At 66.0% G+C, this 22897-nt stretch carries 20 protein-coding genes; 13 read left to right on the top strand and 7 right to left on the bottom strand.

All coding sequences use genetic code 11. The annotated features are described in order from the left end of the window. Nucleotides 1-16 precede the first annotated feature (16 nt). Nucleotides 17-1159 (top strand): Xaa-Pro peptidase family protein, encoded by a 1143-nt coding sequence (locus CH296_RS22210; protein ID WP_045195192.1) that lies wholly within the window; start codon nucleotides 17-19, stop codon nucleotides 1157-1159. Beyond that, nucleotides 1156-1734, top strand: a complete 579-nt coding sequence (locus CH296_RS22205; RefSeq protein WP_032398474.1) for a nucleotidyltransferase family protein — start codon at nucleotides 1156-1158, stop codon at nucleotides 1732-1734. The genes CH296_RS22210 and CH296_RS22205 overlap by 4 nt, the downstream gene beginning before the upstream one ends. A gap of 19 nt (nucleotides 1735-1753) precedes the next feature. Here CH296_RS22205 and CH296_RS22200 read toward each other — a convergent pair whose 3' ends face one another. After that, nucleotides 1754-2167, bottom strand: a complete 414-nt coding sequence (locus CH296_RS22200) for a TIGR03618 family F420-dependent PPOX class oxidoreductase (RefSeq protein WP_045195190.1) — start codon at nucleotides 2165-2167, stop codon at nucleotides 1754-1756. A gap of 45 nt (nucleotides 2168-2212) precedes the next feature. Between CH296_RS22200 and CH296_RS22195 the strand changes: the two genes are divergently transcribed. From CH296_RS22195 to CH296_RS22185, 3 genes are read left to right on the top strand one after another with little or no spacing between them, the layout of a single operon-like run. Further along, nucleotides 2213-2971, top strand: a complete 759-nt coding sequence (locus CH296_RS22195; RefSeq protein ID WP_256980541.1) for an SDR family NAD(P)-dependent oxidoreductase — start codon at nucleotides 2213-2215, stop codon at nucleotides 2969-2971. After that, nucleotides 2944-4218, top strand: coding sequence for a precorrin-6y C5,15-methyltransferase (decarboxylating) subunit CbiE (gene cbiE / locus CH296_RS22190; RefSeq protein ID WP_256980540.1), 1275 nt, complete (start codon nucleotides 2944-2946; stop codon nucleotides 4216-4218). Before CH296_RS22195 ends, cbiE begins: the two co-directional genes overlap by 28 nt. Beyond that, entirely contained in the window at nucleotides 4197-4961 is a 765-nt protein-coding gene (locus CH296_RS22185; protein ID WP_094685771.1) for a cobalt-precorrin-6A reductase, read from the top strand. The genes cbiE and CH296_RS22185 overlap by 22 nt, the downstream gene beginning before the upstream one ends. Here CH296_RS22185 and cobJ read toward each other — a convergent pair. The 3 genes from cobJ to cobG all read right to left on the bottom strand — a co-directional run bounded on the left by cobJ (nucleotide 4944) and on the right by cobG (nucleotide 8259). After that, nucleotides 4944-6437 carry a precorrin-3B C(17)-methyltransferase gene (gene cobJ / locus CH296_RS22180; RefSeq protein WP_094629977.1) on the bottom strand — a complete coding sequence of 498 codons (1494 nt, stop codon included), beginning with the start codon at nucleotides 6435-6437 and terminating at the stop codon, nucleotides 4944-4946. The two genes, CH296_RS22185 and cobJ, sit on opposite strands and share 18 nt — an antisense overlap. Continuing rightward, the gene (locus tag CH296_RS22175) at nucleotides 6434-7060 is read right to left on the bottom strand and encodes a precorrin-8X methylmutase (protein WP_094685770.1); all 627 of its coding nucleotides are present in this window, start codon (nucleotides 7058-7060) and stop codon (nucleotides 6434-6436) included. The genes cobJ and CH296_RS22175 overlap by 4 nt, the downstream gene beginning before the upstream one ends. Before the next feature lie 68 nt (nucleotides 7061-7128). Further along, nucleotides 7129-8259: a precorrin-3B synthase gene (gene cobG, locus CH296_RS22170; protein ID WP_094685934.1), complete on the bottom strand. Its 1131-nt coding sequence runs from the start codon at nucleotides 8257-8259 to the stop codon at nucleotides 7129-7131. 232 nt (nucleotides 8260-8491) lie between these two features. Between cobG and cobN the strand changes: the two genes are divergently transcribed. The 3 genes from cobN (at nucleotide 8492) to CH296_RS22155 (ending at nucleotide 13005) form a co-directional block, all read left to right on the top strand. After that, on the top strand, nucleotides 8492-12097 hold the full coding sequence (gene cobN / locus CH296_RS22165) for a cobaltochelatase subunit CobN (protein WP_094685769.1): 3606 nt from the start codon (nucleotides 8492-8494) through the stop codon (nucleotides 12095-12097). An 18-nt stretch (nucleotides 12098-12115) separates the two neighbouring features. Continuing rightward, the gene (locus CH296_RS22160) at nucleotides 12116-12496 is read left to right on the top strand and encodes a PPOX class F420-dependent oxidoreductase (RefSeq protein ID WP_032398086.1); all 381 of its coding nucleotides are present in this window, start codon (nucleotides 12116-12118) and stop codon (nucleotides 12494-12496) included. Nucleotides 12497-12579: 83 nt separating this feature from the next. Then, nucleotides 12580-13005, top strand: coding sequence for a VOC family protein (locus CH296_RS22155; protein ID WP_032398478.1), 426 nt, complete (start codon nucleotides 12580-12582; stop codon nucleotides 13003-13005). Nucleotides 13006-13021: 16 nt separating this feature from the next. On the opposite strand, the gene CH296_RS22150 is transcribed toward CH296_RS22155, so the two are convergent. Genes CH296_RS22150 through CH296_RS22140 form a run of 3 tightly spaced genes read right to left on the bottom strand, consistent with a single transcriptional unit; the run spans nucleotide 13022 to nucleotide 16700 of the window. Beyond that, complete coding sequence (locus CH296_RS22150) at nucleotides 13022-14398, bottom strand: metallopeptidase TldD-related protein (protein WP_094685768.1); 1377 nt, start codon at nucleotides 14396-14398, stop codon at nucleotides 13022-13024. Beyond that, nucleotides 14395-15951 (bottom strand): TldD/PmbA family protein, encoded by a 1557-nt coding sequence (locus tag CH296_RS22145; protein WP_094682772.1) that lies wholly within the window; start codon nucleotides 15949-15951, stop codon nucleotides 14395-14397. The genes CH296_RS22150 and CH296_RS22145 overlap by 4 nt, the downstream gene beginning before the upstream one ends. Next, nucleotides 15933-16700 (bottom strand): TSUP family transporter, encoded by a 768-nt coding sequence (locus tag CH296_RS22140; protein WP_032398089.1) that lies wholly within the window; start codon nucleotides 16698-16700, stop codon nucleotides 15933-15935. Before CH296_RS22140 ends, CH296_RS22145 begins: the two co-directional genes overlap by 19 nt. Nucleotides 16701-16717: 17 nt before the next feature. On the opposite strand from CH296_RS22140, the gene CH296_RS22135 reads away from it, so the two are divergent. From CH296_RS22135 to lnt, 5 genes are all read left to right on the top strand, one after another. After that, nucleotides 16718-17881, top strand: a complete 1164-nt coding sequence (locus tag CH296_RS22135) for a sensor histidine kinase (protein ID WP_094685767.1) — start codon at nucleotides 16718-16720, stop codon at nucleotides 17879-17881. A gap of 16 nt (nucleotides 17882-17897) precedes the next feature. After that, nucleotides 17898-18554 carry a response regulator transcription factor gene (locus CH296_RS22130; protein WP_045195171.1) on the top strand — a complete coding sequence of 219 codons (657 nt, stop codon included), beginning with the start codon at nucleotides 17898-17900 and terminating at the stop codon, nucleotides 18552-18554. A gap of 81 nt (nucleotides 18555-18635) precedes the next feature. Further along, a complete protein-coding gene (locus CH296_RS22125) occupies nucleotides 18636-19172 on the top strand; it encodes an FxsA family protein (RefSeq protein WP_094629971.1) in 537 nt (178 codons plus the stop codon). 59 nt (nucleotides 19173-19231) lie between these two features. Further along, complete coding sequence (locus CH296_RS22120; RefSeq protein WP_094685933.1) at nucleotides 19232-20785, top strand: amidohydrolase; 1554 nt, start codon at nucleotides 19232-19234, stop codon at nucleotides 20783-20785. Nucleotides 20786-20804: 19 nt separating this feature from the next. Beyond that, entirely contained in the window at nucleotides 20805-22367 is a 1563-nt protein-coding gene (gene lnt / locus CH296_RS22115) for an apolipoprotein N-acyltransferase (protein ID WP_094648001.1), read from the top strand. Nucleotides 22368-22897 lie beyond the last annotated feature (530 nt).

Genomic DNA, 22897 nt, shown 5'->3' with positions numbered 1-22897 from the left:
GCATTAGCCTGAAGGTATGAGTGTCGATTCTTCGGTCAGTTCCTCACGTTTCTCCAGCGATGTCTACGCGTCCAGACTCGCCCGCGCGGCTCGCCTGACGTCGGAAGCAGGCTTGGATGCCCTGTTGATCACCCCGGGTCCCGATCTGCAGTACCTGATCGGATCGAAGGCCAGCTCGTTCGAGCGTCTCATCGCTCTGGTCGTTCCGGCAGACGGCAGCACCCCGACGGTCGTGGTTCCGCGGCTCGAGCTCGCCGCACTGGGTGATTCCGCGGCGCAGGAGCTGTCTCTGACGCTCGTCGACTGGGTCGACGGTGTGGATCCGTACGCACTGGTGGCAGCGGCAGTTCCCGGCGGAACGAGAACAGCCGTCGCCGACGCCATGCCTGCCCTGCATTTCGTGCCGTTGGCGGGTGTCTTCGGCACGGTCCCGGTGCTGGCCACCGACGTGCTTCGCGAACTTCGAATGGTCAAGGATGCGGCCGAGATCGACGCGTTGCGCCGCGCCGGGTACGCCATCGACCGCGTGCACGCCCGGATGGGCGAGTGGCTTCGAGTAGGCCGCACGGAAGCGGAGATCGCCTCGGACATCGCGGCCGCGATCGTCGAAGAAGGCCACACAGCACCGGAATTCATCATCGTCGGGTCCGGGCCTCACGGTGCCGACCCGCACCACGAGGTCTCCGATCGAGTCGTCGAGGCAGGCGACATCGTGGTGATCGACATCGGGGGACCCGTTGCACCGGGATACAACTCCGACTCGACCCGCACCTACAGTCTCGGCGAGCCCTCGGCAGAGATCGCCGAGCAGTACGCGGTACTCGAGCGGGCCCAGCAGGCAGCTGTCGATGCGGTGGTGCCCGGCGTCACGGCGCAGTCCATCGATGCGGCAGCCCGCGACGTGCTGGTCGACGCCGGTCTGGGCGAGGCGTTCCTGCACCGGACCGGGCACGGGATCGGCCTGTCGGTGCACGAGGAGCCGTACATCGTTGCCGGCAACGACATCACGCTGACCGAAGGAATGGCGTTCAGCATCGAGCCGGGAATCTACTTCCGCGGACAGTGGGGTGCGCGCATCGAGGACATCGTCGTCGTCACCGCGGACGGGTGCGAGTCGGTCAACCTGCGGCCGCACGGCCTGGCCGTCCTGCCGGCGTGACGAATCGAGGCGAGCCCGAGTTCGTCTCGATCGTTCGATCCAATCCTGCTGTCGCCGAGATACTTCGACGTGCACCAGAACTGAAGCTTCCCGGGTGGTACCTGACGGCGGGTGGCCTGTTCCAGACGGTCTGGAACCACCTGGCCGGTAGGGACCTTCGTGCGGGTATCCGGGACTACGACTTCTTCTACTTCGACGACTCCGATCTGTCCTACGAATCGGAGAACGAGGTGATCGAGCGCGCGGCATCGGTGTTCGCCGACCTCGGTGTGGACGTCGAAGTACGCAACGAGGCGCGGGTACACCTGTGGTACGAGCAGCATTTCGGCACTGCGATCGCACCGTACCGAAGCACCGAGGATGCGATCGATCACTTCGTCTCCACGACGTGCTGCTTCGGCATCACCACCGACCAGGGCGGTACGGACGTCGTGTACGCACCGCACGGATTCGAGGATCTCTTCGCGGGAATCGTGCGGCCGAACCCGCGGTTGCCGATGCGGCACGTGTACGAGGCCAAGGCTGCCCGGTGGACGACCGAATGGCCGAACCTGACCGTGCTTCCCTGGCGGTGAAAGCCGACGGGACGGCCCGCTACCGGTCGAGCAGCGAACGGCTACCCAGTACCCGCTGGACCTGTATCTCGATGACGACTCGGGTGGGGTTCTCCCTGGGTACGCGGTAGCGCTGCGCATAGCGGTTCTCCGCATCGACGACCGATTCACGATCGTTTCGGACCGACGCGGGGCCCTCCAACGTCAACCAGCGGGCGCCGTCGATCTGGGTGACGGCGGCGTAGGCGCCACGGCCGGCGTTGATCGCCTTCTGCGATACGTCGTTGGTGATGACCCGAGCGCAGCGGGATTCGGCATCGTAGGTGAACCCGACGGCGACCACGTGCGGGGTTCCGTCGGGTCGCAGTGTCGTCAGAGTGGCCAGATGCCGCTCGGCAAGGAACTCGAATGCGTCGTCGGCGAGGGCAGTCGCGTCTGCGGGAATGGCGGCCATGCCCCGACTGTAGTGAATGCGATTTCATCGGCAAGACTGGTCGGCGTGAGCAGACGAGCAGAACCCGCGGCCGGAACGCTGTTGCTGTTGGGTGGGCGCAGCGAGATCGGACTGGAGGTCGCTACCCGACTCGCCTCCGGCCGAACCGTCGTACTGGCAGCTCGGCGCAGCAGCGACCTCGATGCCCAGCAACGACGAGTGCAGCAGGCAGGCGCGGACGCCGTTCACACCGTCGAGTTCGACGCGAACGCGATGGACACCCACGCCGAGCTCGTGAGCCGGATTGCCGAGCGATACGGTCCGATCGGGATCGTGGTGTTGGCGTTCGGCATCCTCGGGGATCAAGCGCGCGCCGAGAACGACGCTCAGCACGCTCTCGACGTCATCACCACCGACTTCCTGGCGCAGGTTTCGGTGCTGACGCATGTGGCGAAGTTGCTCCGAGCGCAGGGGAGCGGCGACCTGGTCGTGTTCTCGTCGGTGGCGGGAGTTCGAGTGCGGCGCGCCAACTACGTGTACGGGTCGGCCAAGGCCGGTCTCGACGGGTTCGCCGGCGGACTGAGCGATTCCCTGCACGGCAGCGGGGTCCATCTCCTACTCGTTCGTCCGGGATTCGTCATCGGTTCCATGACCGAGGGGATGACACCCGCGCCCATGTCGAGTACACCGGATCAGGTCGCCGACGGCGTGGTCACCGCGCTGGGCAAGCGTCGGGCCACCGTGTGGATCCCCGGCACTCTGCGACCGGTGTTCTTCGGCATGCGTCTACTGCCGCAATGGCTCTGGCGCAGGATGCCGCGCTGATGGTGGCACCGGTGCCCAACCCGATCGTGGTCGTCGGAATCGGTGCGGATGGCTGGGACGGACTGTCTGTCGGTTCCCGCACGGCGATCGAGCACGCCGATGTGGTGTTCGGCTCGGCCCGCCAGATTGCGGAGGTGCGAGAGCACTGCACCGAGACCAGGACGTGGCCCAGTCCGTTGGTGCCGAATCTACGGCCGATGCTCGACGCCTGCGCAGGTGCTCGCGTCTGCGTGCTGGCCAGCGGGGATCCGATGTTCCATGGCATCGGGGTCACGCTGGTGCGGGAGTTCGGTGCCGATCGCGTACGGGTCCACCCGGCACCGTCCTCGGTGTCACTGGCATGCGCGCGACTGGGCTGGGCACTACAGGACACCTCGACGGTGTCCCTGGTGAACACCCCGGCCGAGACGGTGTTGCCCGAGTTGGCCGACGGTCGTCGGATACTGGTGTTGAGCAGGGGCAGCAGTACGCCGGGCGAGATCGCGGCTGTGTTGTGCGCCAACGGCTTCGGATCGAGTGAACTGACCGTCCTCGAGCAGCTCGGCGGACCGGCCGAGCGGGTCGTCGGCGGAATCGCCCGAGAGTCGACGTTCGAGGGCGTCGACCCACTCAATGTCGTTGCACTGCTGTGTGTCCGAGATCCCGACGCGCCCCGCCACACCCGCAATCCCGGCCTCGCCGACTCTGCGTACACCGGAGACGGCCAGATGACCAAGCAGGAGGTTCGAGCACTCACTCTCAGCGCGTTGGCGCCGGCACCCGGAGAGTTGCTGTGGGACATCGGAGGCGGCTCGGGAACCATTGCCATCGAATGGATGCGGACCGACCGATCCTGTCGCGCAGTGACGTTCGAGAGCTCGCAGGCACGCCGTGAGCAGATCGAGACCAATGCACTGCGCCTGGGAGTTCCGGGGCTCGTGGTGCACGGCGATGCCCCGGGGAGCTTCGCTGCGGTCTTCGACTCGTATTCGGTACCGGATGCGGTGTTCATCGGTGGCGGGTTGACCGGGGCCGACATGCTCGAGACGTGCTGGAACGCGGTGCGCGCCGGCGGACGACTGGTCGCCAATTCGGTGACCGCAGAATCGGATTCGTTGTTGCTGACCGCGGCGGCGAAGTACGGCGGAGAGCTCCGCAGGTTCCAGATCTATCGCGGTGAACCGTTGGGCGCGTTCACGACGTGGAGACCGCAGCTGCCGGTCACGCAATGGTGTGCGACAAAACAATGGACTGCGACCGAACGGTGAGAGTCCTGATTCTCGGTGGTACGACGGAGTCGCGGGCACTCGCGGTCGCTCTGGGCGCGGTGCAGGGGATCGAGACGATCACCTCGTTGGCCGGACGGGTTGCCGAGCCGATTCTGCCCGTCGGACGGATGCGAATCGGTGGCTTCGGTGGTCCGGACGCCCTTGCAGTGTGGCTGCGAGACAACGCAATCGACGTGGTGGTGGACGCGACACATCCGTTCGCCTCCACCATCGGTGCACACGCCGAGCAGGCCACGCGGGAAGCGTCGGTCGCGCTGCTGGTACTGACGCGGCCACCGTGGACCGCGGGAGAGGGTGATCGATGGACCTCGGTCGCCTCACTGCCCGACGCGGCGTCGGCGATAACCCCCGGAAGCAGGGTGTTCCTCACGACCGGCAGGCAGGGTGTTCATCATTTCGCGAGTGTCGATCACTCGTGGTTTCTGGTCCGAGCGATCGACCCTCCGACCGGCCCGGTCCCGCCGCACATGACGCTGCACCTGAACCGTGGTCCCTTCGACGTCGACCACGAGGCGATGATGCTCGCGGACAACCGAATCGACCTGTTGATCACCAAGAACAGCGGCGGCGACATGACGCGAGCCAAGCTCGATGCTGCCCGAGCGGCATCGATTCCGGTGATCGTGGTCGACCGTCCTGCGCGCACCGGCTCGGCGCCGACGGTGTTCGACATCGCGGCCGCCGTGGACTGGCTGACGAATCGACTACGCTCCACCCTCTGACGGGTACCGGCGGGAGGTGAACACTTTCGGTCCGCTTCCCGTCTCGACCACCGTCGTCATCGACGATCCGATGATGAGCAGGCACCGCATGTCGATCGACTCCGGGTCGAGTTCGCCGAGCGTGACGGTGCGAACGGATTCCTGCGCGCTGCCCACTGCGCGTCCGATGACCACGGGGGTCTGCGACGAACGGTGCTCGAGCAGAATGTCTTTCATCGCCGCAACCTGCCACGTTCGTGATTTCGAGGCCGGGTTGTAGATTGCGATCGCCATGTCGGCTCCGGCTACCGCCGAGAGCCGTGCTGCGACGACGTCCCAGGGCTTGAGGCGGTCGGAGAGGGAGACGACGGCATAGTCGTGGCCGAGCGGTGCGCCCACTCGACTGGCGACGGCGTTGGCGGCCGTCATTCCGGGCACCACCCGTACCGGTACCGAGTTCCACTGCTGCTCGGCTGCCACTTCGATCACGGCGGTGGCCATCGCGAACACCCCCGGATCGCCGGAGGAGACCACGGCCACTCGGCGACCCTGTTTGGCGAGATCGAGTGCGAAGGCGGCGCGTTCGGATTCGACCTTGTTGTCACTGGCGTGTCGAACCTGTCCGGGTCTCGGAGGTACCCGATCGATGTAGGTGACGTAGCCCACGAGATCGCTGGCGGCGGCCAGTTCGGCGCGCACCTCGTCGGTCGTCCATGCGTCGTCGCCTGGACCGAGGCCGACGACGACCACTTCTCCGGTGCCGGTGCGCGTTTCGGCTCGGTTGGACGGGCTCGGCACGACGATCATCGAGAAGTAGGGCACGTTGTCGGCGTCTGTGGCGTCGAGTACTCGCTGCTGGGGCGTGCTGGCGCGTTCGACGTAGCGCGCCTCACCCAACCGGCCGGAACGCTCCAGTGCCTCGAGCACCGTGGGGTAGGTCCGGCCCAGCTTCATGATCACGGCCGCGTCGGTGCCGCGCAGTCGGCGCGTGAGTTCGTCTGCGGGCAGTGTGCCGGGAAGCACGGTGAACACTTCGTCTCGCTCCACGAGCGGAGTTGCCAGCGCGGCCGAGGCCGCACTGACCGACGTCACGCCGGGCACGACCTCGACCTCGAAGCGGTCGGCCAACCGTTTGTGCATGTGCATGTAGGAGCTGTAGAACAGCGGATCGCCCTCGGCGAGAAGCACTACGGAGCGTCCCGCATCCAGATGGGACGCCAGCCGTGCGGCAGCGGATTCGTAGAACTCGTCGATCGCACCCTGATATCCGCCGGGGTGCGCCGTGGTCTCGGTGGTCACCGGATAGACCAGATGTTCCTCGAGCTGCCCGTCCCGCATGTACCCGGCCGCCAGTCCGCGGGAGATGCTGCGACCGTGCTGCGCACTGTGGAAAGCGACCACATCGGCCTCGGCGATCACACGAGCGGCCTTGACCGTCAACAACTCCGGATCGCCGGGACCGACGCCGACACCCCACAGTTTTCCGGTAGTGGTCATTCCTGCTCGCTCGCGATGGCATTGACGGCCGCGACGGTGATCGGACTGCCACCCCGTCTGCCTCGAACGACCAGATACTCGACGCCGAGGTCCGCAGCGATCAGGTCCTCCTTCGACTCGGCCGCCCCGATGAATCCGACCGGGCCGCCGACGATGGCCGCCGGCTTCGGCGCTCCGGCCGCGAGCATCTCCATCAGGTGGAAGAGCGCAGTCGGTGCATTGCCGATCGCGACGACGGCACCGTCGAGCTTGTCGCCCCACAACTCCAGCGCCGCAGCGGTTCTCGTGGTGCCCATCCGCTTCGCCAGCTCCGGCACCCGCGAATCGGACAGGGTGCACAGCACCTCGTTGTCGGACGGAAGACGACGACGGGTGATACCGGCGGCAACCATGTTGGCGTCGCACAGAATCGGCGCGCCGGAGTTCAGTGCCGCGCGAGCGGAGGTCACGACCGCGGGGGTGTAGCCGATGGTCTCGGTCAGATCGATCTCTCCGACCGCGTGAATCATGCGCACGACGACCTGTGCCACGTCCGGTGCGAACCGAGACAGATCTGCTTCGGCTCGGATCGTCGCGAACGATTGCCGATAGATCTCCGCGCCGTCGCGGACGTAGTCGTGCATGCGTTTCACGATAGGGGAGAGGGACCCCTCAGCAGAAAACCGGTCGCACCTGGGGTGAAGGCACCCACTCAGGACACGCGGTAGCCGATTCCCGTCGCGATGACGTCGGTCACCTCGCCCTTGGGCCGTCCACAACGCCGTTCGCACCCGGACCAGTGTTGCCGCTCGTCGCGCGGCGTCATCCGGGCATCGACTGCCGCGGAGAGGTCGGCTCGCACGTCGGCCAACGACTTCTCGCACCCCGGCGATCCGGTGCACGCACTCACCCGAATCCACGGAGATGCTGCGTCGAAGATCAGTCCCATCGGGGCGAGCACGCGGACGACCTGTTCGGCCGGTTCCTCGTCCAGGTCGCACACGATCAGCGATCGCCACGGCGTCATGATCAACGGACGGTCGATGGCGGCGAGGAACTCGGCGAGCCGCGCCCCGAGAACACCGTTGGCCAAGCCTGCGGCCAGCACCACCAGACCGTCGTCCTGGTCGAGCCATCCGATCGGTGGCACCTCCACGGGTGCGGGCAACGTCAGGGCGGGGCCGGCCGAGAGCCCGAGACGGTCGATGATCTGCGCCGGGCCGTCATCCAGTTCGGCCACCCGCCACTGGGACTGCCGCAGTTCCACGAAGGCACCGGCGCAGTCCAGCAGCGTCGAGACGACCTTGTCGCGGTCCACGCGAACGCCGCTGTCCCGGCCGGCCAGCAGCACAGCGAACGAACCGTCGGGCTGGGCGTAGGCACCGAAGTCCGGTTCCAGTCCGCACAGATCGCCGCGGCCGTCGTCGAGCGCGAAGAGCGTTCGCCCCGGCAGTTCGGCCAGGTCGGCTCGTGCGCGCAGGCCTTCATCCAGCGCGCCGATCAGCGCACGCACATCGGTGAGGCCGCCCACCCGGCCCGACAGTGGAGAGGCGAGTATGTTGCGGACCCTCTCGTGCGTCGAGGACGGAAGCAATCCTGCGTCGGCCAGCCTGCTCGCGAAGCCGTCCGGATCCGAGACCGCGCGCACCTGGATGTTGCCTCGCGAGGTCAGTTCCAATGTGCCGTCACCCAGCTCTGCAGCGGCCTGCGCCAGCACCTGCATCTGGCCCGGCGACACGACTCCGCCCGGCAGCCGAACTCGTGCCAGCGGCCCGTCCGCGGCCAGATGGGTCGTCAGCGCTCCGGGGCAGCCGTCGGGCACCGACCTCTCTGGCGAACTCATGGTCACCAGGCTACAAGCGCAGCGGGTGGCTCGATTCCATGCTCGCCCCGGTAGCATTCGATGTCCACGGCTCAGGCCGAGAGGAAACCGGCGAGAATCCGGTACGGTCGCGCCACTGTGACGCCCCATCCAGTCCCTCGGGACGGGGCAGGAGTCAGACCCTCTCGCCGACGAGTCGAAGACCGAGACACCGATTTCCAGGGGCGCGAAACCCCCGAGGAGGGCGTTACCCGTGTTCTTGCTGCTGTCCACATCGGACACCGATCTGCTCAGTGCCCGTGCCAGTGGAGCCGACTTCACCTGGGGAAACCCTTCTCGCCTTCTCGCCGAGGACATACCGGCGATGGCTGCGACGGCAGAGCTGATCATCGTGCGCATCCTGGGGTCTCGTCGATCCTGGGAGTCGGGGATCGACGCCGTCCTCGCCACCGGACTGCCCGTCGTCGTACTCGGCGGCGAGCAGGCACCCGACGCCGACCTGATGGAGATCTCGACGGTCCCCGCGAACGTCGCCGCGCAGGCGCACAACTATCTGGCCGAAGGTGGGTCCGACAACCTGCGTCAGCTGTACAACTTTCTCTCCGACACCGTGTTGCTGACCGGGCACGGTTTCGACGCACCACGACACCTCCCGACGTGGGGTCACCTCGAGCGCCACTCCGCCGCGAGTTCCGACGGTCCGACGGTGGCGATCCTCTACTACCGCGCCCAACATCTTGCCGGTAACACCACCTACATCGACGCTCTCGCCACCGCGGTCGAGAACGCCGGTGCCACCGCGCTCCCGATCTACTGCGCGTCGCTGCGCACCGCGGAAGCCGACCTGCTCGACACGCTGAAGTCGGCGGATGCCCTGATCGTCACCGTTCTCGCCGCGGGAGGCACCAAACCGGCCGGAGCGTCGGCAGGCGGGGACGACGAGGCCTGGGACGTCGCCGAACTCGCTGCCCTCGACGTCCCGATCCTCCAGGGACTGTGTCTGACGAGTTCTCGCGCGACGTGGTCCGAGAACGACGACGGACTCTCCCCGCTGGACGTGGCCACGCAGGTCGCCGTCCCGGAGTTCGACGGCCGGCTCATCACGGTTCCGTTCTCGTTCAAGGAGATCGACGACGACGGGTTGACCACGTATGTTCCGGACCACGAGCGTGCTGCTCGGGTGGCGGGCATCGCGGTGCGGCACGCCCGGCTGCGGCATATTCCCGCTGCCGACCGCCGCATCGCGCTGATGTTCTCGGCCTATCCCACCAAACATGCGCGGATCGGCAACGCCGTCGGTCTCGACACTCCGGCGAGCGCGATCGCGCTGATGTCGGACATGCGCGCCGCCGGCTACGACCTCGGACCGCTCGACGGCCCGGATTCGGTGCCCGGTCTGGCTGCTCGCGACGGTGACGCACTCATTCACGCGTTGATCGCCCGCGGCGGCCAGGATCCCAACTGGCTCACCGACGCCCAGCTCGAGGGCAATCCCATTCGCATCTCGGCCGCGCAGTACGGCCGGTGGTTCGAGCAGCTTCCCGCAGATCTGCGCGACGGCGTGATCGAGCACTGGGGCCCGGCGCCGGGCGATCTCTACGTCGATCGGTCTGCCGATCCGAACGGTGAAATCGTCATTGCAGCAATGCAATTCGGCAACGTGGTGATCATGGTGCAGCCACCTCGGGGATTCGGCGAGAAGCCGGTTGCGATCTATCACGACCCGGACCTGCCGCCGAGCCATCACTATCTGGCGGCCTACCGGTGGATCTCGGCCACCGAGGCCGACGGCGGCTTCGGTGCGGACGCCATGGTCCACCTGGGCAAGCACGGCAACCTGGAATGGCTGCCGGGCAAGACACTCGGTATGTCCGCCTCCTGCGGAACCGATGCGGCGTTGGGCGACCTGCCGTTGATCTACCCGTTCCTCGTCAACGATCCGGGGGAGGGCACGCAGGCCAAGCGTCGCGCGCACGCCACTCTCGTCGATCACCTGATTCCGCCGATGGCGCGTGCGGAGAGCTACGGTGACATCTCCCGGCTCGAGCAATTGCTCGACGAGCACGCGAACATCTCGGCACTCGATCCGGCCAAGCTGCCTGCCATCCGCCAGCAGATCTGGACGCTGATGACCGCGGCGCAGATGCACAAGGACCTCGGACTGGAGGAGCGCCCCGACGAGGAAGTGTTCGACGACATGCTGTTGCACGTCGACGGCTGGCTGTGCGAGATCAAGGATGTGCAGATCCGCGACGGCCTGCACATTCTCGGCCAGGAACCCGTCGGCGATGCCGAGGTCGAGTTGGTTCTGGCCATGCTGCGTGCTCGGCAGATGTGGGGCGGGGAGCAGACGGTTCCAGGTCTGCGCGAGGCGCTGGGTCTGAGCGAGGACGGAGACGAGGATCGCACCCGCGTCGACAGTATCGAGGCCGTCGCCCACGGATTGGTCGCGGCGATGCAGGCAACTCAGTGGGATCCCGCAGCGGCCGCGCGAGTTGCGGGCGAGCACGGCGGCGTGGTTGCACAGATTCTCGAGTTCGCCGCAGCCGAGGTCGTTCCGAGACTGCGCGGGACCTCACGCGAGATCGCCCAGGTACTGCACGCGCTCGACGGCGGTTTCATCGCGGCAGGGCCCAGCGGTTCACCGCTGCGCGGGCTGATCAACGTTCTGCCCACCGGCCGCAACTTCTACTCCGTCGATCCGAAGGCCGTGCCGTCGAGGTTGGCGTGGGAGACCGGTCAGGCGATGGCGGAGTCACTGCTCGCTCGCTACCGCCAGGACCACGGCGAGTGGCCGAAATCGGTCGGGCTGTCGGTGTGGGGCACGTCGGCCATGCGGACCTCCGGTGACGACATCGCCGAAGTCTTCGCACTGTTGGGCGTGTCACCGGTGTGGGACGAGGCGTCGCGCCGAGTCACTCGGCTCGAGGTGATCGATCTCGTCGAGCTCGGCCGACCCCGCATCGACGTGACGGTCCGCATCAGCGGGTTCTTCCGTGACGCATTTCCCCATGTGCTCGCATTGCTCGACGATGCGGTTCGGATGGTCGCCGCGTTGGACGAGCCGGCCGATCAGAACTACGTTCGAGCGCATGCGCAGGCCGATCTCGCCGAGCACGGTGACGAAAGGCGTTCCACCACACGCATTTTCGGATCGAAGCCGGGGACGTACGGTGCCGGGTTGCTGCAGCTGATCGACAGCAAGACCTGGCGCAGCGACGACGACCTGGCGCAGGTCTACACCACCTGGGGCGGCTTCGCGTACGGCCGTGGTCTCGACGGCGTTCCCGCCTCGGACGACATGCGCACCGCCTACAAGCGCATTGCCGTTGCCGCCAAGAACACCGATACGCGTGAGCACGACATCGCCGATTCCGACGACTACTTCCAGTACCACGGAGGCATGGTCGCAACCGTGCGTGCGTTGACCGGGAAGTCGCCCGAGGCGTACATCGGTGACAGCACGCGGCCGGAATCGGTTCGCACGCGCACGCTCTCGGAAGAGACCGCGAGAGTGTTCCGCGCCCGGGTGGTGAACCCGCGGTGGCTCGAGGCGATGCGCAGGCACGGGTACAAGGGCGCGTTCGAGATGGCGGCGACCGTGGACTATCTGTTCGGCTACGACGCGACGACCGACGTGGTGCAGGACTGGATGTACGAGAAGCTGGCCGAGACGTACGTGCTCGACGAGCAGAACCAGAAGTTCATGCAACAGTCCAATCCGTGGGCGCTGCACGGTATCGCGGAGCGGCTGCTCGAAGCGGCCGAACGGAAGATGTGGGCCGAGCCGGACAAGCAGGTTCTCGACGGGTTGCGCAAGGTGTATCTGGAAACCGAGGGCGAGCTCGAGGGCGAATAGCGACGTATTCTGAGCAGTATGGCTGCCACCTTCGAAGACATTGCCAAAGGCAAGTACGTACTGCTGACGACGTTCAAGAAAGACGGCACCGGGGTTCCGACTCCGCTGTGGGGTGCCCTCGACGGGAATCGGCTGCTGGTCTGGACGGTGGCCGATTCGTGGAAGGTGAAACGGATTCGCCGCAACCCCGCAGTCACGCTGGCACCGTGCGACATGCGCGGTAACCCTCAGGGCGACGCGGTCGACGCACGGGCCGAGATTCTCGACGCGGCCGAGACGGAGAAGGCTCGCTCGGCGATCGCGTCGAAGTACGGACTCATCGGATGGCTCACGGTCAAGGGCAGTGTGCTGCGACGGGGCAAGAGCGGTTCCGTCGGATTGGCGATCACCGCCGCCTGAGTTGCGAGCGGTGCCATCGTTCGCATGCGCGGTTCCGAATGCTTCGTGAGGCAGCTTCCCCTGCTGCCGGAATGGAGCACCACGTGCCAATCGCAGTGACCGATTACAACCATGTTCGCCTCACCGTCAGCGACATCGAACGGTCCCGGTCGTTCTACGACTCGGTGTTCGGCTTCGACGTCGCGTACGCCTGGGATCCCGACGCGGACGAAGAGACCAAGAAGGCGCTGTGGTTCCTCTTCGGCGGCGTCATCTACAAATTCGGTGGTGGCCTGCTCGGTCTGCGCCCGGTCGCACCGAGCGACGACACATTCGCCGAGGACCGTTGCGGACTCGATCACCTCAGTTTCACCGTCGACACCCGCGCCGCCCTCGAGGACGCCGTGAAGACACTCGACGAGTTGGGTATCGCGCACGAGGGCATCAAGGACGCCGGGCCCGGACTGTCCATCGTGGAGTTCCGCGACCCCGACAACATCGCACTCGAGCTCTCCGGCCCCGACAAGTAGGTCGCGCTACCGAGCCCTACTGCGCGGCGCTCACCGACGACATGTGAAAGTCGGGGATGCGTAGCGGCGGCATCGCCGTGCGAGTGAACCAGTCCTTCCACTCGCGCGGCAGTATCGCCTCCGTTGCGCCTGCCTCGGTGACGCGTCGCAACAGATCGAGCGGGCTCTCGTTGAAGCGAAAGTTGTTCACTGCGCCGGTGATCCGACCGTCCTCGATGGCGTAGACCCCGTCTCTGGTCAGCCCGGTGAGCAGCAGCGAGGTGGGATCGACCTCTCGGATGTACCAGAGAGTGGTCAGCAGCAGGCCCCGCTCGGTTGCGGCAACCATCTCGTCCAGCCGAGTATCGGTGCCGCCGGTCATGACGAGATTGTTGCCCGGCACCGCGACGGGTGCCCCGAACTTCTGCGCGGCGGCACGCGGGTAGGACAGGGCCGCGACCGAACCGTCGCGCACCCAGTCGACCCGCTCGATGTCCATGCCGTTGTCGAACACCGATACCGCATCACTCGACGAGCCGGCGATCACGAACGGCGCGTACTCGAGTCCGGATGCGCGTGGGTCGGAGTACAGCGTCAGCGGCAGGTCGGTGAGTTTCTCACCGACTCTCGTTCCCCCGGCCCGCGAGAGAGCGGTGCGGCCTTCCTGCGCTCCACGGCCTTCCATGGTCCACATCAGGTAGATCATCAGATCGGCCACCGCCGACGGGGGCAGCAGAGTCTCGTACCGACCGGCGGGCAGTTCGACGGTGTTTCGGGCCCAGCCGAGTCGGGTGGACAGTTCCGCCAACATGGTTCGGACCGAGACGTCCTGGAAGTCGGTTGTTCCTGTGCCCACCCAGGCGCTCGCCCCGGATCGCTTGCCGTTGATCTCGACCGATCCGGTGGGTTGGGTGAACGTACGGCGCACACCGGTCGAGGTTCCGAGCCAGACGTTGTCGACGGTGTGCTGCGCGAATCCGTACAGCGTGTCCTCGCCGTCGAATCCGACGTTCAATTCCGTTGCCAGCGAACCGAACACGTCGATCGACGTGTGCGTCGCACTGCGGTCCCAGTTCTCCGATCCGGAGGCGGACCCGACCGAATCCGAAGGCAGCAGCGGCATCGCGTCTTCCGCGGTCTCTGCCGATCGTGCTGCCGATTCGCTCGCCCGCACCACCGCCTCGATGTCGTCCGGGTCGACACTCGTCGACGACACGGTACCGACTCGAGTGCCGTCCGCCCCGCGCACGATCGAGATGACCTCCCAACGACGCGAGGTGGCGATTCCGTTGGTGGTCATGGAGTTTCCGGCCCACCGCAACGTTGCGTCACTGGAGTCGGTGACGATCACGATGGTGTCGTCGACACTCGCGTGGGCGAGTGCACGTTCGATCACGAGCTGCGGAGCGATCATCGGCCTGCCTCCGATCGGGTGTTGAGGACGTTGACGCCGCGGAACAACGCGACGGGGCAGCCGTGGCTGACGGCGGCAACCTGCCCGGGTTGGGCCTTGCCACAGTTGAATGCGCCGCCGAGTCGCCACGTGGACTGTCCACCGAGCAGTTCCATCGAACCCCAGAATTCGGTGGTGGTCGCCTGGTACGCCACATCACGCACCTGGCCGTCGAGCACGCCGTTGCGGATTCGGTAGAAGCGTTGGCCGGTGAACTGGAAGTTGTACCGTTGCATGTCGATCGACCATGATTTGTCGCCGACGACGTAGATGCCGTCCTGCACCTCACCGATGACGTCGGCTGTGGATCGATCGGTGTCGGGGTCGGCCTGCAGCGACACGTTCGCCATACGCTGGATCGGCACGTGATGCGCAGAATCGGCGTACGAGCACCCGTTGGACCGCTCGAGACCCAGTTTCGGGGCGAACACTCGGTCGAGTTGGTAGCCGACCAACGTCCCGCCGCGCACCAGATCCCATTTCTGCGATGCCACTCCGTCGTCGTCCCAGCCGATGCTGGCCAGACCGTTGACCTCGGTTCGGTCCGCGGTGACGTGCATGATGGGCGATCCGTAGCGCAACGTACCCAGCTGGTCCGGAGTCGCGAACGAGGTGCCGGCGTAAGCGGCCTCGTAGCCGATGGCCCGATCGTATTCCGTTGCGTGCCCGATCGATTCGTGAATGGTGAGCCACAGGTTGGTCGGATCGATGACGAGATCCGTCGGTCCTGCCACGACCGACGGTGCCTTCACCTTCTCGGCCAACCATTCGGGTATTTGCGCAAGCTCGTCGGCCCAGTCCCAGGTGCCGTTCTCACCCAGGTACTCCCAGCCTCGTCCGACCGGTGGCGCGAGGGTACGCATGGTCTCGAACGCACCGGCGGATCGATCCACGGTGGTGGCCTCGAACTGAGGATGGAGTCGAACCCGCTGCTGAATGATGCTGCTGCCGGCCAGATCCGCGTAGAACGACTGCTCCTTGACCTGCAGAACCGAGGCGGTGACGTGGTCGACGCCATCCGACGCGGCCAGCCGGGACGAATACTCCGCGAGCAGTGACACCTTCTCGGCGGTGGGTACCTCGAAGGGGTCGATGTCGTACTCCGACACCCACGTTGCGTTCGAGTACACCGGCTCGGCAGCGAGTTCCACGCGTTCACGATTGAGTGCGCGCAGCGCTGTGGCCACCTCGACTGCGCTCCGGGCCGTGGCTGCGGCAGCGTCGGTGCCGAGTTCGGCGTGCGATGCGAAACCCCAGGTCCCGTCGACCACGACCCGCACGGCGAGACCGATCTCCCCGGCGTCGACTGCGGATTGAACGGAGCCGTCGCGCAGCGAGATCGACTGAGTCGTCGAGCGCTGCACGCGAACATCGGCGTGCGTTGCCCCGGCGGTCCGTGCCGTGCTCAGGGCGGCGTCCGCGAGGGCCTGCAGGGGCAGAGCCAGGAAGTCGGCGTCGACCGACCGATCCGATTGTCTCGTCACGCCTGAAGACGCTAGCCGAATTGTTGCCATCCGAGTCGGACGACCATCCCCACCACCACGACGAGCAGGACGATTCTCACGAATCCGGCACCGCGGGCGACCGCTGTACGCGACCCGAGGACGGCACCGAACACGTTGCACACCGCCATGACCGCTCCGAGTTGCCAGTAGACGCTGCCGGTGACCGCGAAGAAGGCGAGGGCACCGACGTTGGACCCGACGTTGATCACCTTGGCCATCGCGGCGCTGCGCACGAACTCGGTACCGAGCAGCGTGGCGAAGGCGATGATGAGGAACGTTCCGGTGCCGGGCCCGAGAATGCCGTCGTAGAAGCCGATTCCGGCGGCTGCGCAGCCGATGACGATCAGAACCTTGCGATGGGTCGGCGGCGACGGTGCCGCCGTTCGGCCGATGGTCGGACGGCAGGTGACCAGTACGGCCACACCGACGAGAACGACCATGATGATCGGGATGAACAGCTCGCGATCGATCAACGACACCGCAGCAGCGCCTGCGGCCGAGGCCACGGCGGCAAGGACGGCGGCCGGAATCAGCACCGGCCAGTTCAGCGGGACCTTCCGCGAAAAGGTGACGACGGCAGCGACGGTACCGAACACGGCAGTTGCCTTGTTCGTCGCCAGCGCCGCCTGCTGCGTCAGCTGAGGGGCCACGAGAAGGATGGCGGGCAGCAGGATGAGACCACCTCCGCCCACCACGGCGTCGACCCAACCGGCGGCCGTGGCAGCGACCATCAGCAATCCCCAGTCGGCAGCAGTCATACGGCAAACTCAATCACATGCGTCGATTCAGTCTGTGGCTCCGTGGGCAGCCGTTCGTGGCCGACGCCCTGCTGGCGGCCGGGCTGTTCGTCCTCGACATTCTGGTGTTCGTCAGCTCGGTCGACGGTCTCAACGCACCGTTGTTCCTGGTGTTCTCGGTCGTGCTGACGATTCCCGTTGCATGGCGGCGCCGTCTGCCGCGCTCGATCGCAGCGCTCACTCTCGTCACCGCGCTCGCCTCCGACACAGCAGGCAGCCTGGCGGGCGATGCGTACAACGGTCACCCGGCCGCTCTGGCCCTGCCGATCATGCTCTACACCCTGGTTGCGTACGTCGGTCGAATCCAGGCCGGCATCTATGCCGTCGCGCTCGCTGCGTACACCGCCGCGAGCCTGTACCTGTTCGACCAACCGGTCTTCACGACGCTGTTGTTCAGCGCGCTGATGTACGCGCTGTCGTGGGTTGCGGCGGAATTTCTCGGTGCCCGCAGGGCATACGACGAAGCGACGCAGGCCCGTCTCGTCGTGGCCGAGTACGACAGGGACAGACGCGCCGAAGAAGCGGTGATCTCCGAGCGCACGCGCATCGCACGCGAGCTGCACGACGTCATTGCCCACAGCGTCAGTGTCATGGTGGTCCAGGCCGACGGTGCCTCGTATGCGATCAGACGCAACCCCGAGCGTGCAGAGCAGGCCGTTGCCAACATCTCCGCCACGGGCCGGTCGGCGCTCGCGGAGTTGCGTCGAACGGTCGCGTTGCTGCGGACGTCGCCCGACTCGGACGACATGCCCCAGTACGGGACAGCGGGACTGGCGCGTGTCGTCGAGATGATGGGTCGGGCCGGGTTGAACGTCGAACTCGAACAGACCGGAAATCTGGACGACATCAGCCCGGCGATCAGCCTCGGAGTTCATCGGTTGGTCCAAGAATCGCTGACCAACGTTCTCCGGCACGCCGGCCATGCGCCGCGCGCCGTCGTCAAGGTCGTTCGCGAGGAGGAGACGGTCACCGTCGAGATTTCCGACAACGGCACCGGCTCGGGCGCACCGACGTCCGCGGACGGCGGTGGGCACGGACTGCTCGGAATGCGTGAGCGAGTAGCGGTGCTTCGAGGAACCCTGCATGCGGGTCGGACGCCACACGGCACTTGGCTCGTGCGGGCGACACTGCCGATCGAGTGAGGGCTAGGTTGGGTCGGTGTCGATCACCGTTGTCGTCGTGGACGACCAGGAACTCATGCGCATGGGATTGAACATGGTGCTCGAGGCGCAGGACGACATCGAGGTGGTGGGGGAGGCGGCCGACGGGGCAAGTGCCGTCGAAGCCGTAGCGAGACTGGCACCGGCGGTGGTGCTGATGGACGTCCGGATGCCCGGTGTCGACGGCGTGACCGCTACCCGCACCATCACCGAATCCGGTTCGGACGCCAAGGTTCTGGTGATGACGACCTTCGATCTCGACGAACACGTCCTCGGTGCACTCAGGGCGGGGGCCAGTGGATTCCTTCTCAAGGACACTCCACCGGAGGACCTGGTCTCCGCGATTCGCAGCGTGGCCGCAGGCGACGCCGTCGTCTCACCGAAGGTGACCAAGCGCTTGCTCTCGAGGTTCGTCGCACAGACTCCGTCGACCACCGACGCCTCCGTTCTCGACGCTCTCACCGGCCGTGAGCGCGAGGTGCTGGTGCACCTGGCGACCGGCTTGTCCAATGCGGAGATCGCGACCGCACTGCATCTGTCCGAGGCGACGATCAAGACCCACATCGGCCGAATTCTGACGAAATTGGGTGTCCGTGATCGAGTTCAGGCGGTCGTGCTGGCGTACGAAACCGGACTCGTGCGGCCGGGTTCCTGAGAATCTCCCGGCAAACCGGTCACACCGGGAGCGATTTCGATGCCCCGCGCGTTGTACCGATGAAGCGAAGAAAGGACCGTCATGCTCGCTCTGTTCGTACTCTATGTCGTGGTCGAGGTCGCAGCGCTGGTCGCCGTGGGAAGCGCACTCGGTGTGCTCTGGACAGTGGTGTTGCTGATCGGCGGATCGCTGGTCGGGTCACTGCTGGTGCGATCGCAGGGCAGACGCGTGTTGGACGGTCTGCAGAGGGCATCGAGAGGCGAACGATCGGCCGGCGGAGCCGTGGCCGATGGAGCTCTCTTCGCCGCAGGGTCGGTCGCGATGTTCGTGCCGGGTCTGGTGACCACGGTGATCGGATTGCTCTTGATGATCCCGCCGACCAGGTGGCTGCTACGCCCAGCGGTGATGTGGGCCGCCGCACGCTGGTTGCCGCAGGTTGCGACCGCGACCCGGCGCATGCGCCCCACCGTCATCGACGGTGAGATCCTCGACGATGACGTCGACAGGAGTACTCGCGCGCCGAATGCATCCGGTTCTGCGCTGATCCTCGAGGGACAGGTGATCGAGGCGGACCGGTTCGATCCCGCCGGTGGGGATTTCCGGAAGCCACACCGGTAGGGGCAGACTGGTCGTTCGTGACCACCGAATTGTTCTGCGGCGGACGGATCTACAGTCCGATGGCTTCCGACGCCACCGCCATGGCCGTGACCGATGGAATCGTCAGTTGGATCGGTGAGGATCGCACCGGGCGAGCGCTCCACCCAGGGGTCCGCATCACCGATCTGGCCGGGTCCTTCGTGGCACCGGCGTTCGTGGACACTCACGTGCACGTCACCGACCTGGGGCTGTCGTTGGTCGGACTCGATCTGTCCGGCTGTATCTCGCTCGAACACTGTATGCGGGTGCTCGCCGACCACGCATCGTCGTCGTCGGACGCTCTCGTCTGGGGACACGGGTGGGACGAAACCGAGTGGCCCGAACGTCGCGCACCGTCGACAGCCGACCTCGATGCGGCCGCGCCCGGGCGCCCGGTGTATCTCGCTCGCATCGATGCGCATTCGGCCGCCGTCTCGACGCCGTTGCGCGTTGCCGCCGCCTGTATCGAATCGACCAGCGGCTTCGCGGGGCAGTCTCCGCTCACCGCTGCCGCTCATCACCTTGCCAGGCTGACCGCGCGGTCGATGATGACGGCCGATACCCGGGATCGGGCTCGAACGGCTGCGCTCGACAGTGCTGCGGCGCAGGGAATCGTCGCTGTCCACGAATGTGCCGGTCCGATCGTGTCGGGGATCGACGACTTCCGTGAACTGATGTCCACCCGACACGGAGTGGAGGTGCGCGGATACTGGGGCGAGCTGGTCGAGACGGCCGAGCAGGCCCGACAGCTTCTCGAGAGCACCGGTGCCCACGGGTTGGCCGGCGACATCTTCGTCGACGGCTCGCTGGGGTCGCGGACCGCATGGTTGTCGTCGCCGTACGCCGACGATGCCGGATCGGGCGTGTCGTACGAGAACGTCGATGCGATCGCAGCACACATCTCGGCGTGCACGACGGCAGGAGTGCAGGCTGGTTTCCACGTCATCGGTGACGCGGCGATTTCGGCTGCCGTCACTGCATTCGAGCAGGTGGTGGCCGAACTCGGAACTCCTGCCGTCGCCGCGTGCGGGCACCGGCTCGAACATCTGGCCATGGTCGCACCCGAACAGGCCGACAGATTGGCGTCGTGGGGCGTGATCGCCAGCATGCAACCGATGTTCGACGCACTGTGGGGCGGCACGGAAGGGTTGTACTCGGCACGGCTCGGCGCAGACCGGGCGTCGGCGCTGCATCCGTTCGCGCGCTTGGCGTCGGCGGGGGTGTCGCTCGCGTTCGGGTCGGATGCGCCGGTCACCCGACTCGATCCGTGGGCGACGGTCAGGGCGGCGGTCGATCACCGCACGCCGGGCAGTGCCATCTCGCCCCGGGCAGCGTTTTCGGCCTCCACCCGCGGAGCATGGCGCGCGGGCGGAGTCCGAGACGGATTGGCAGGGACATTGGTGCCGGGGGCTCCCGCGTCCTTTGCGGTGTGGGAGGTCGACGAGCTCGTCGTCCGAGCACCCAAGGACAGCGTGCAACGGTGGTCGACGGACCCACGCGCGGGGGTATCCCCCTTGCCCGGTCTCGACCCGTCGTCCACGGCTCCACGGTGCTCGATGACCGTGCATCGCGGACAGGTCATCCATGAGAACTGAGTCCGCTTCGGGTGTCGAGATGGTGGTGTCATCGGCGGAGCGGCTGCGCCGGGCCGCACTGTCCACTGCGCTCTCAGTTGCCGGTGGTGCGCTGATATTCGCGAGCTTTCCGCCGCGAACCCTGTGGTTCCTGGCACCGCTGGGTATCGCGCTGCTGGCCCTCGTTCTGACCGGCTTCGGCGGCCGTGGTTCGGTATCGCTGAAAGCGGGATTCGGCTACGGCTGTGCCGCCGGCCTGGGATTCTTCGTTCCGCTGCTCCCATGGATCGGTGTGTACGTGGGACCGATGCCCTGGCTGGCGCTCGCCCTCGCCGAATCGGTCTTCGTCGGCCTGTTCGGAGTGCTCGGGGTGTTGGCGGCACGGAGTGCATGGTGGCCGTTGTCCATGGCATTGGCCTGGAGCCTGACCGAATGGCTCAGATCGAGTGTTCCCTTCGGTGGCTTTCCGTGGGGTCGACTGGCATTCGGACAACCCGAGGGCTGGCTGCTTCCCTTGGCGAGCATCGGGGGTGCACCGTTGCTCGGTTTCGGGGTGGCGCTGACCGGAACCGGAGCGGCTGCTCTGCTGTTCGCGGTCGGTCGACGAGGAGGAGTGCGTTCGTACCTCGGACCGGTCGCCGCAACGACGGTGGCGTCCATCGTGGCGCTGATGCTGCTACCGACGCTGCACAGCAACGCTGCACCGGAGGGCGACGAACGGACGGTGACGATCGCGGCGGTCCAGGGAAGCGTTCCGCGGCTGGGTCTGGATTTCAACGCACAGCGGCGAGCGGTGCTGGACAATCACGTGCGGGAGACGATGACGTTGGCCGCTGACGTCGAGGCCGGCAGGCAGCCTGCTCCGGATCTCGTCGTATGGCCCGAGAATGCGTCCGATATCGATCCGTTGAGAAATGCCGACGCTGCGACTCTCATCACAGAGGCGTCGGTGGCCGTGGGGGCTCCGATTCTCGTCGGCACCGTACTGGTCAATGCCGATGGCACGAACACCAATTCGGTGATTGCGTGGAACGGTACCGATGGGCCCGGTGAGCGGCACGACAAGAAGATAATTCAACCGTTCGGCGAATACTTGCCATTCCGAAGTTTCTTCCGCTTGTTCTCGGAATATGCCGACCGAGCGGGTTATTTCGTCCCAGGCGACGGAAATGGAGTGGTACGCGCCGGGGGAATAGCGGCCGGAATAGCGACGTGCTACGAAGTCGCATTCGATCGCGCCCTCGAGGAATCGGTCCGATCGGGCGCAGAGTTCATCGCCATACCCACCAACAACGCGACCTTCGGTGACACCGAAATGACCTACCAACAACTCGCGATGTCCAGAGTGCGCGCCGTCGAGCACGGGAGAACAGTTGTGGTGGCGGCGACGAGCGGCGTCAGCGCGATCGTGTCGCCCGACGGACACGTTCTGCAGCAGACGCCGCTGTTCACCCCTGACGTGCTGGTGTCCAGTGTCGTACTGCGACAATCCCTCACCGTCGCGACACGAATCGGCGTCGGATCGGAACTGGTGCTGTGTCTGGCAGCCGTCGGAGCACTCGGCGCAACGCTTCTGTCCGGGCGCCGCCGTTCCGCCTCGTGAAACAATCGCCGAGTCGGTGAACAGTGGGTTTTTCGCGTCGCCGAGTCGGATACGAGTAGGGCAAAGGCGTTCGACCCGGCACGCGGAGTCATTCGATCGACCGAATAGCATCTGTTCGAGTAGCACTCGCGGTCACTTCTGTAACAGGCTGGAGACGGCGATCGATGGTTCTTATGATTACCGTCCAAAAGAACCTTGCCGATGTTGTATCTTTGTAAGCCGCTGGGATGCTCGACGCGGGATTTCCGGGCTCGACTTTCAGTGGATGACCGACAGTCTCGCGTTGGTATGTGAGCGCTGCACCGACGCCGACAGTGTCGAGCGTGTCGTACGCCTGGCGGGGAGGGGAGTTCGTGTCGTACAGGACAATGGATTCGAGAGTCACCACACACTCATTCGTAGAACTCGCGGTTTGTTCCATCCGGTAGAACCGGGTTCTCTCCCTGTTTCAATCCGATCGGTGATGCGCGACGAATTGATACAGAGCCATATCACCACCGAACGTGTGTGAAACGACACGAACGCAGACC

The organism is Rhodococcus sp. 14-2496-1d, assembly GCF_002259365.1.
Classification (GTDB): Bacteria; Actinomycetota; Actinomycetes; order Mycobacteriales; family Mycobacteriaceae; genus Rhodococcoides.
Note: the sequence above shows the minus strand (reverse complement) of the source record. Positions and strands in the feature narration are given on the sequence as shown.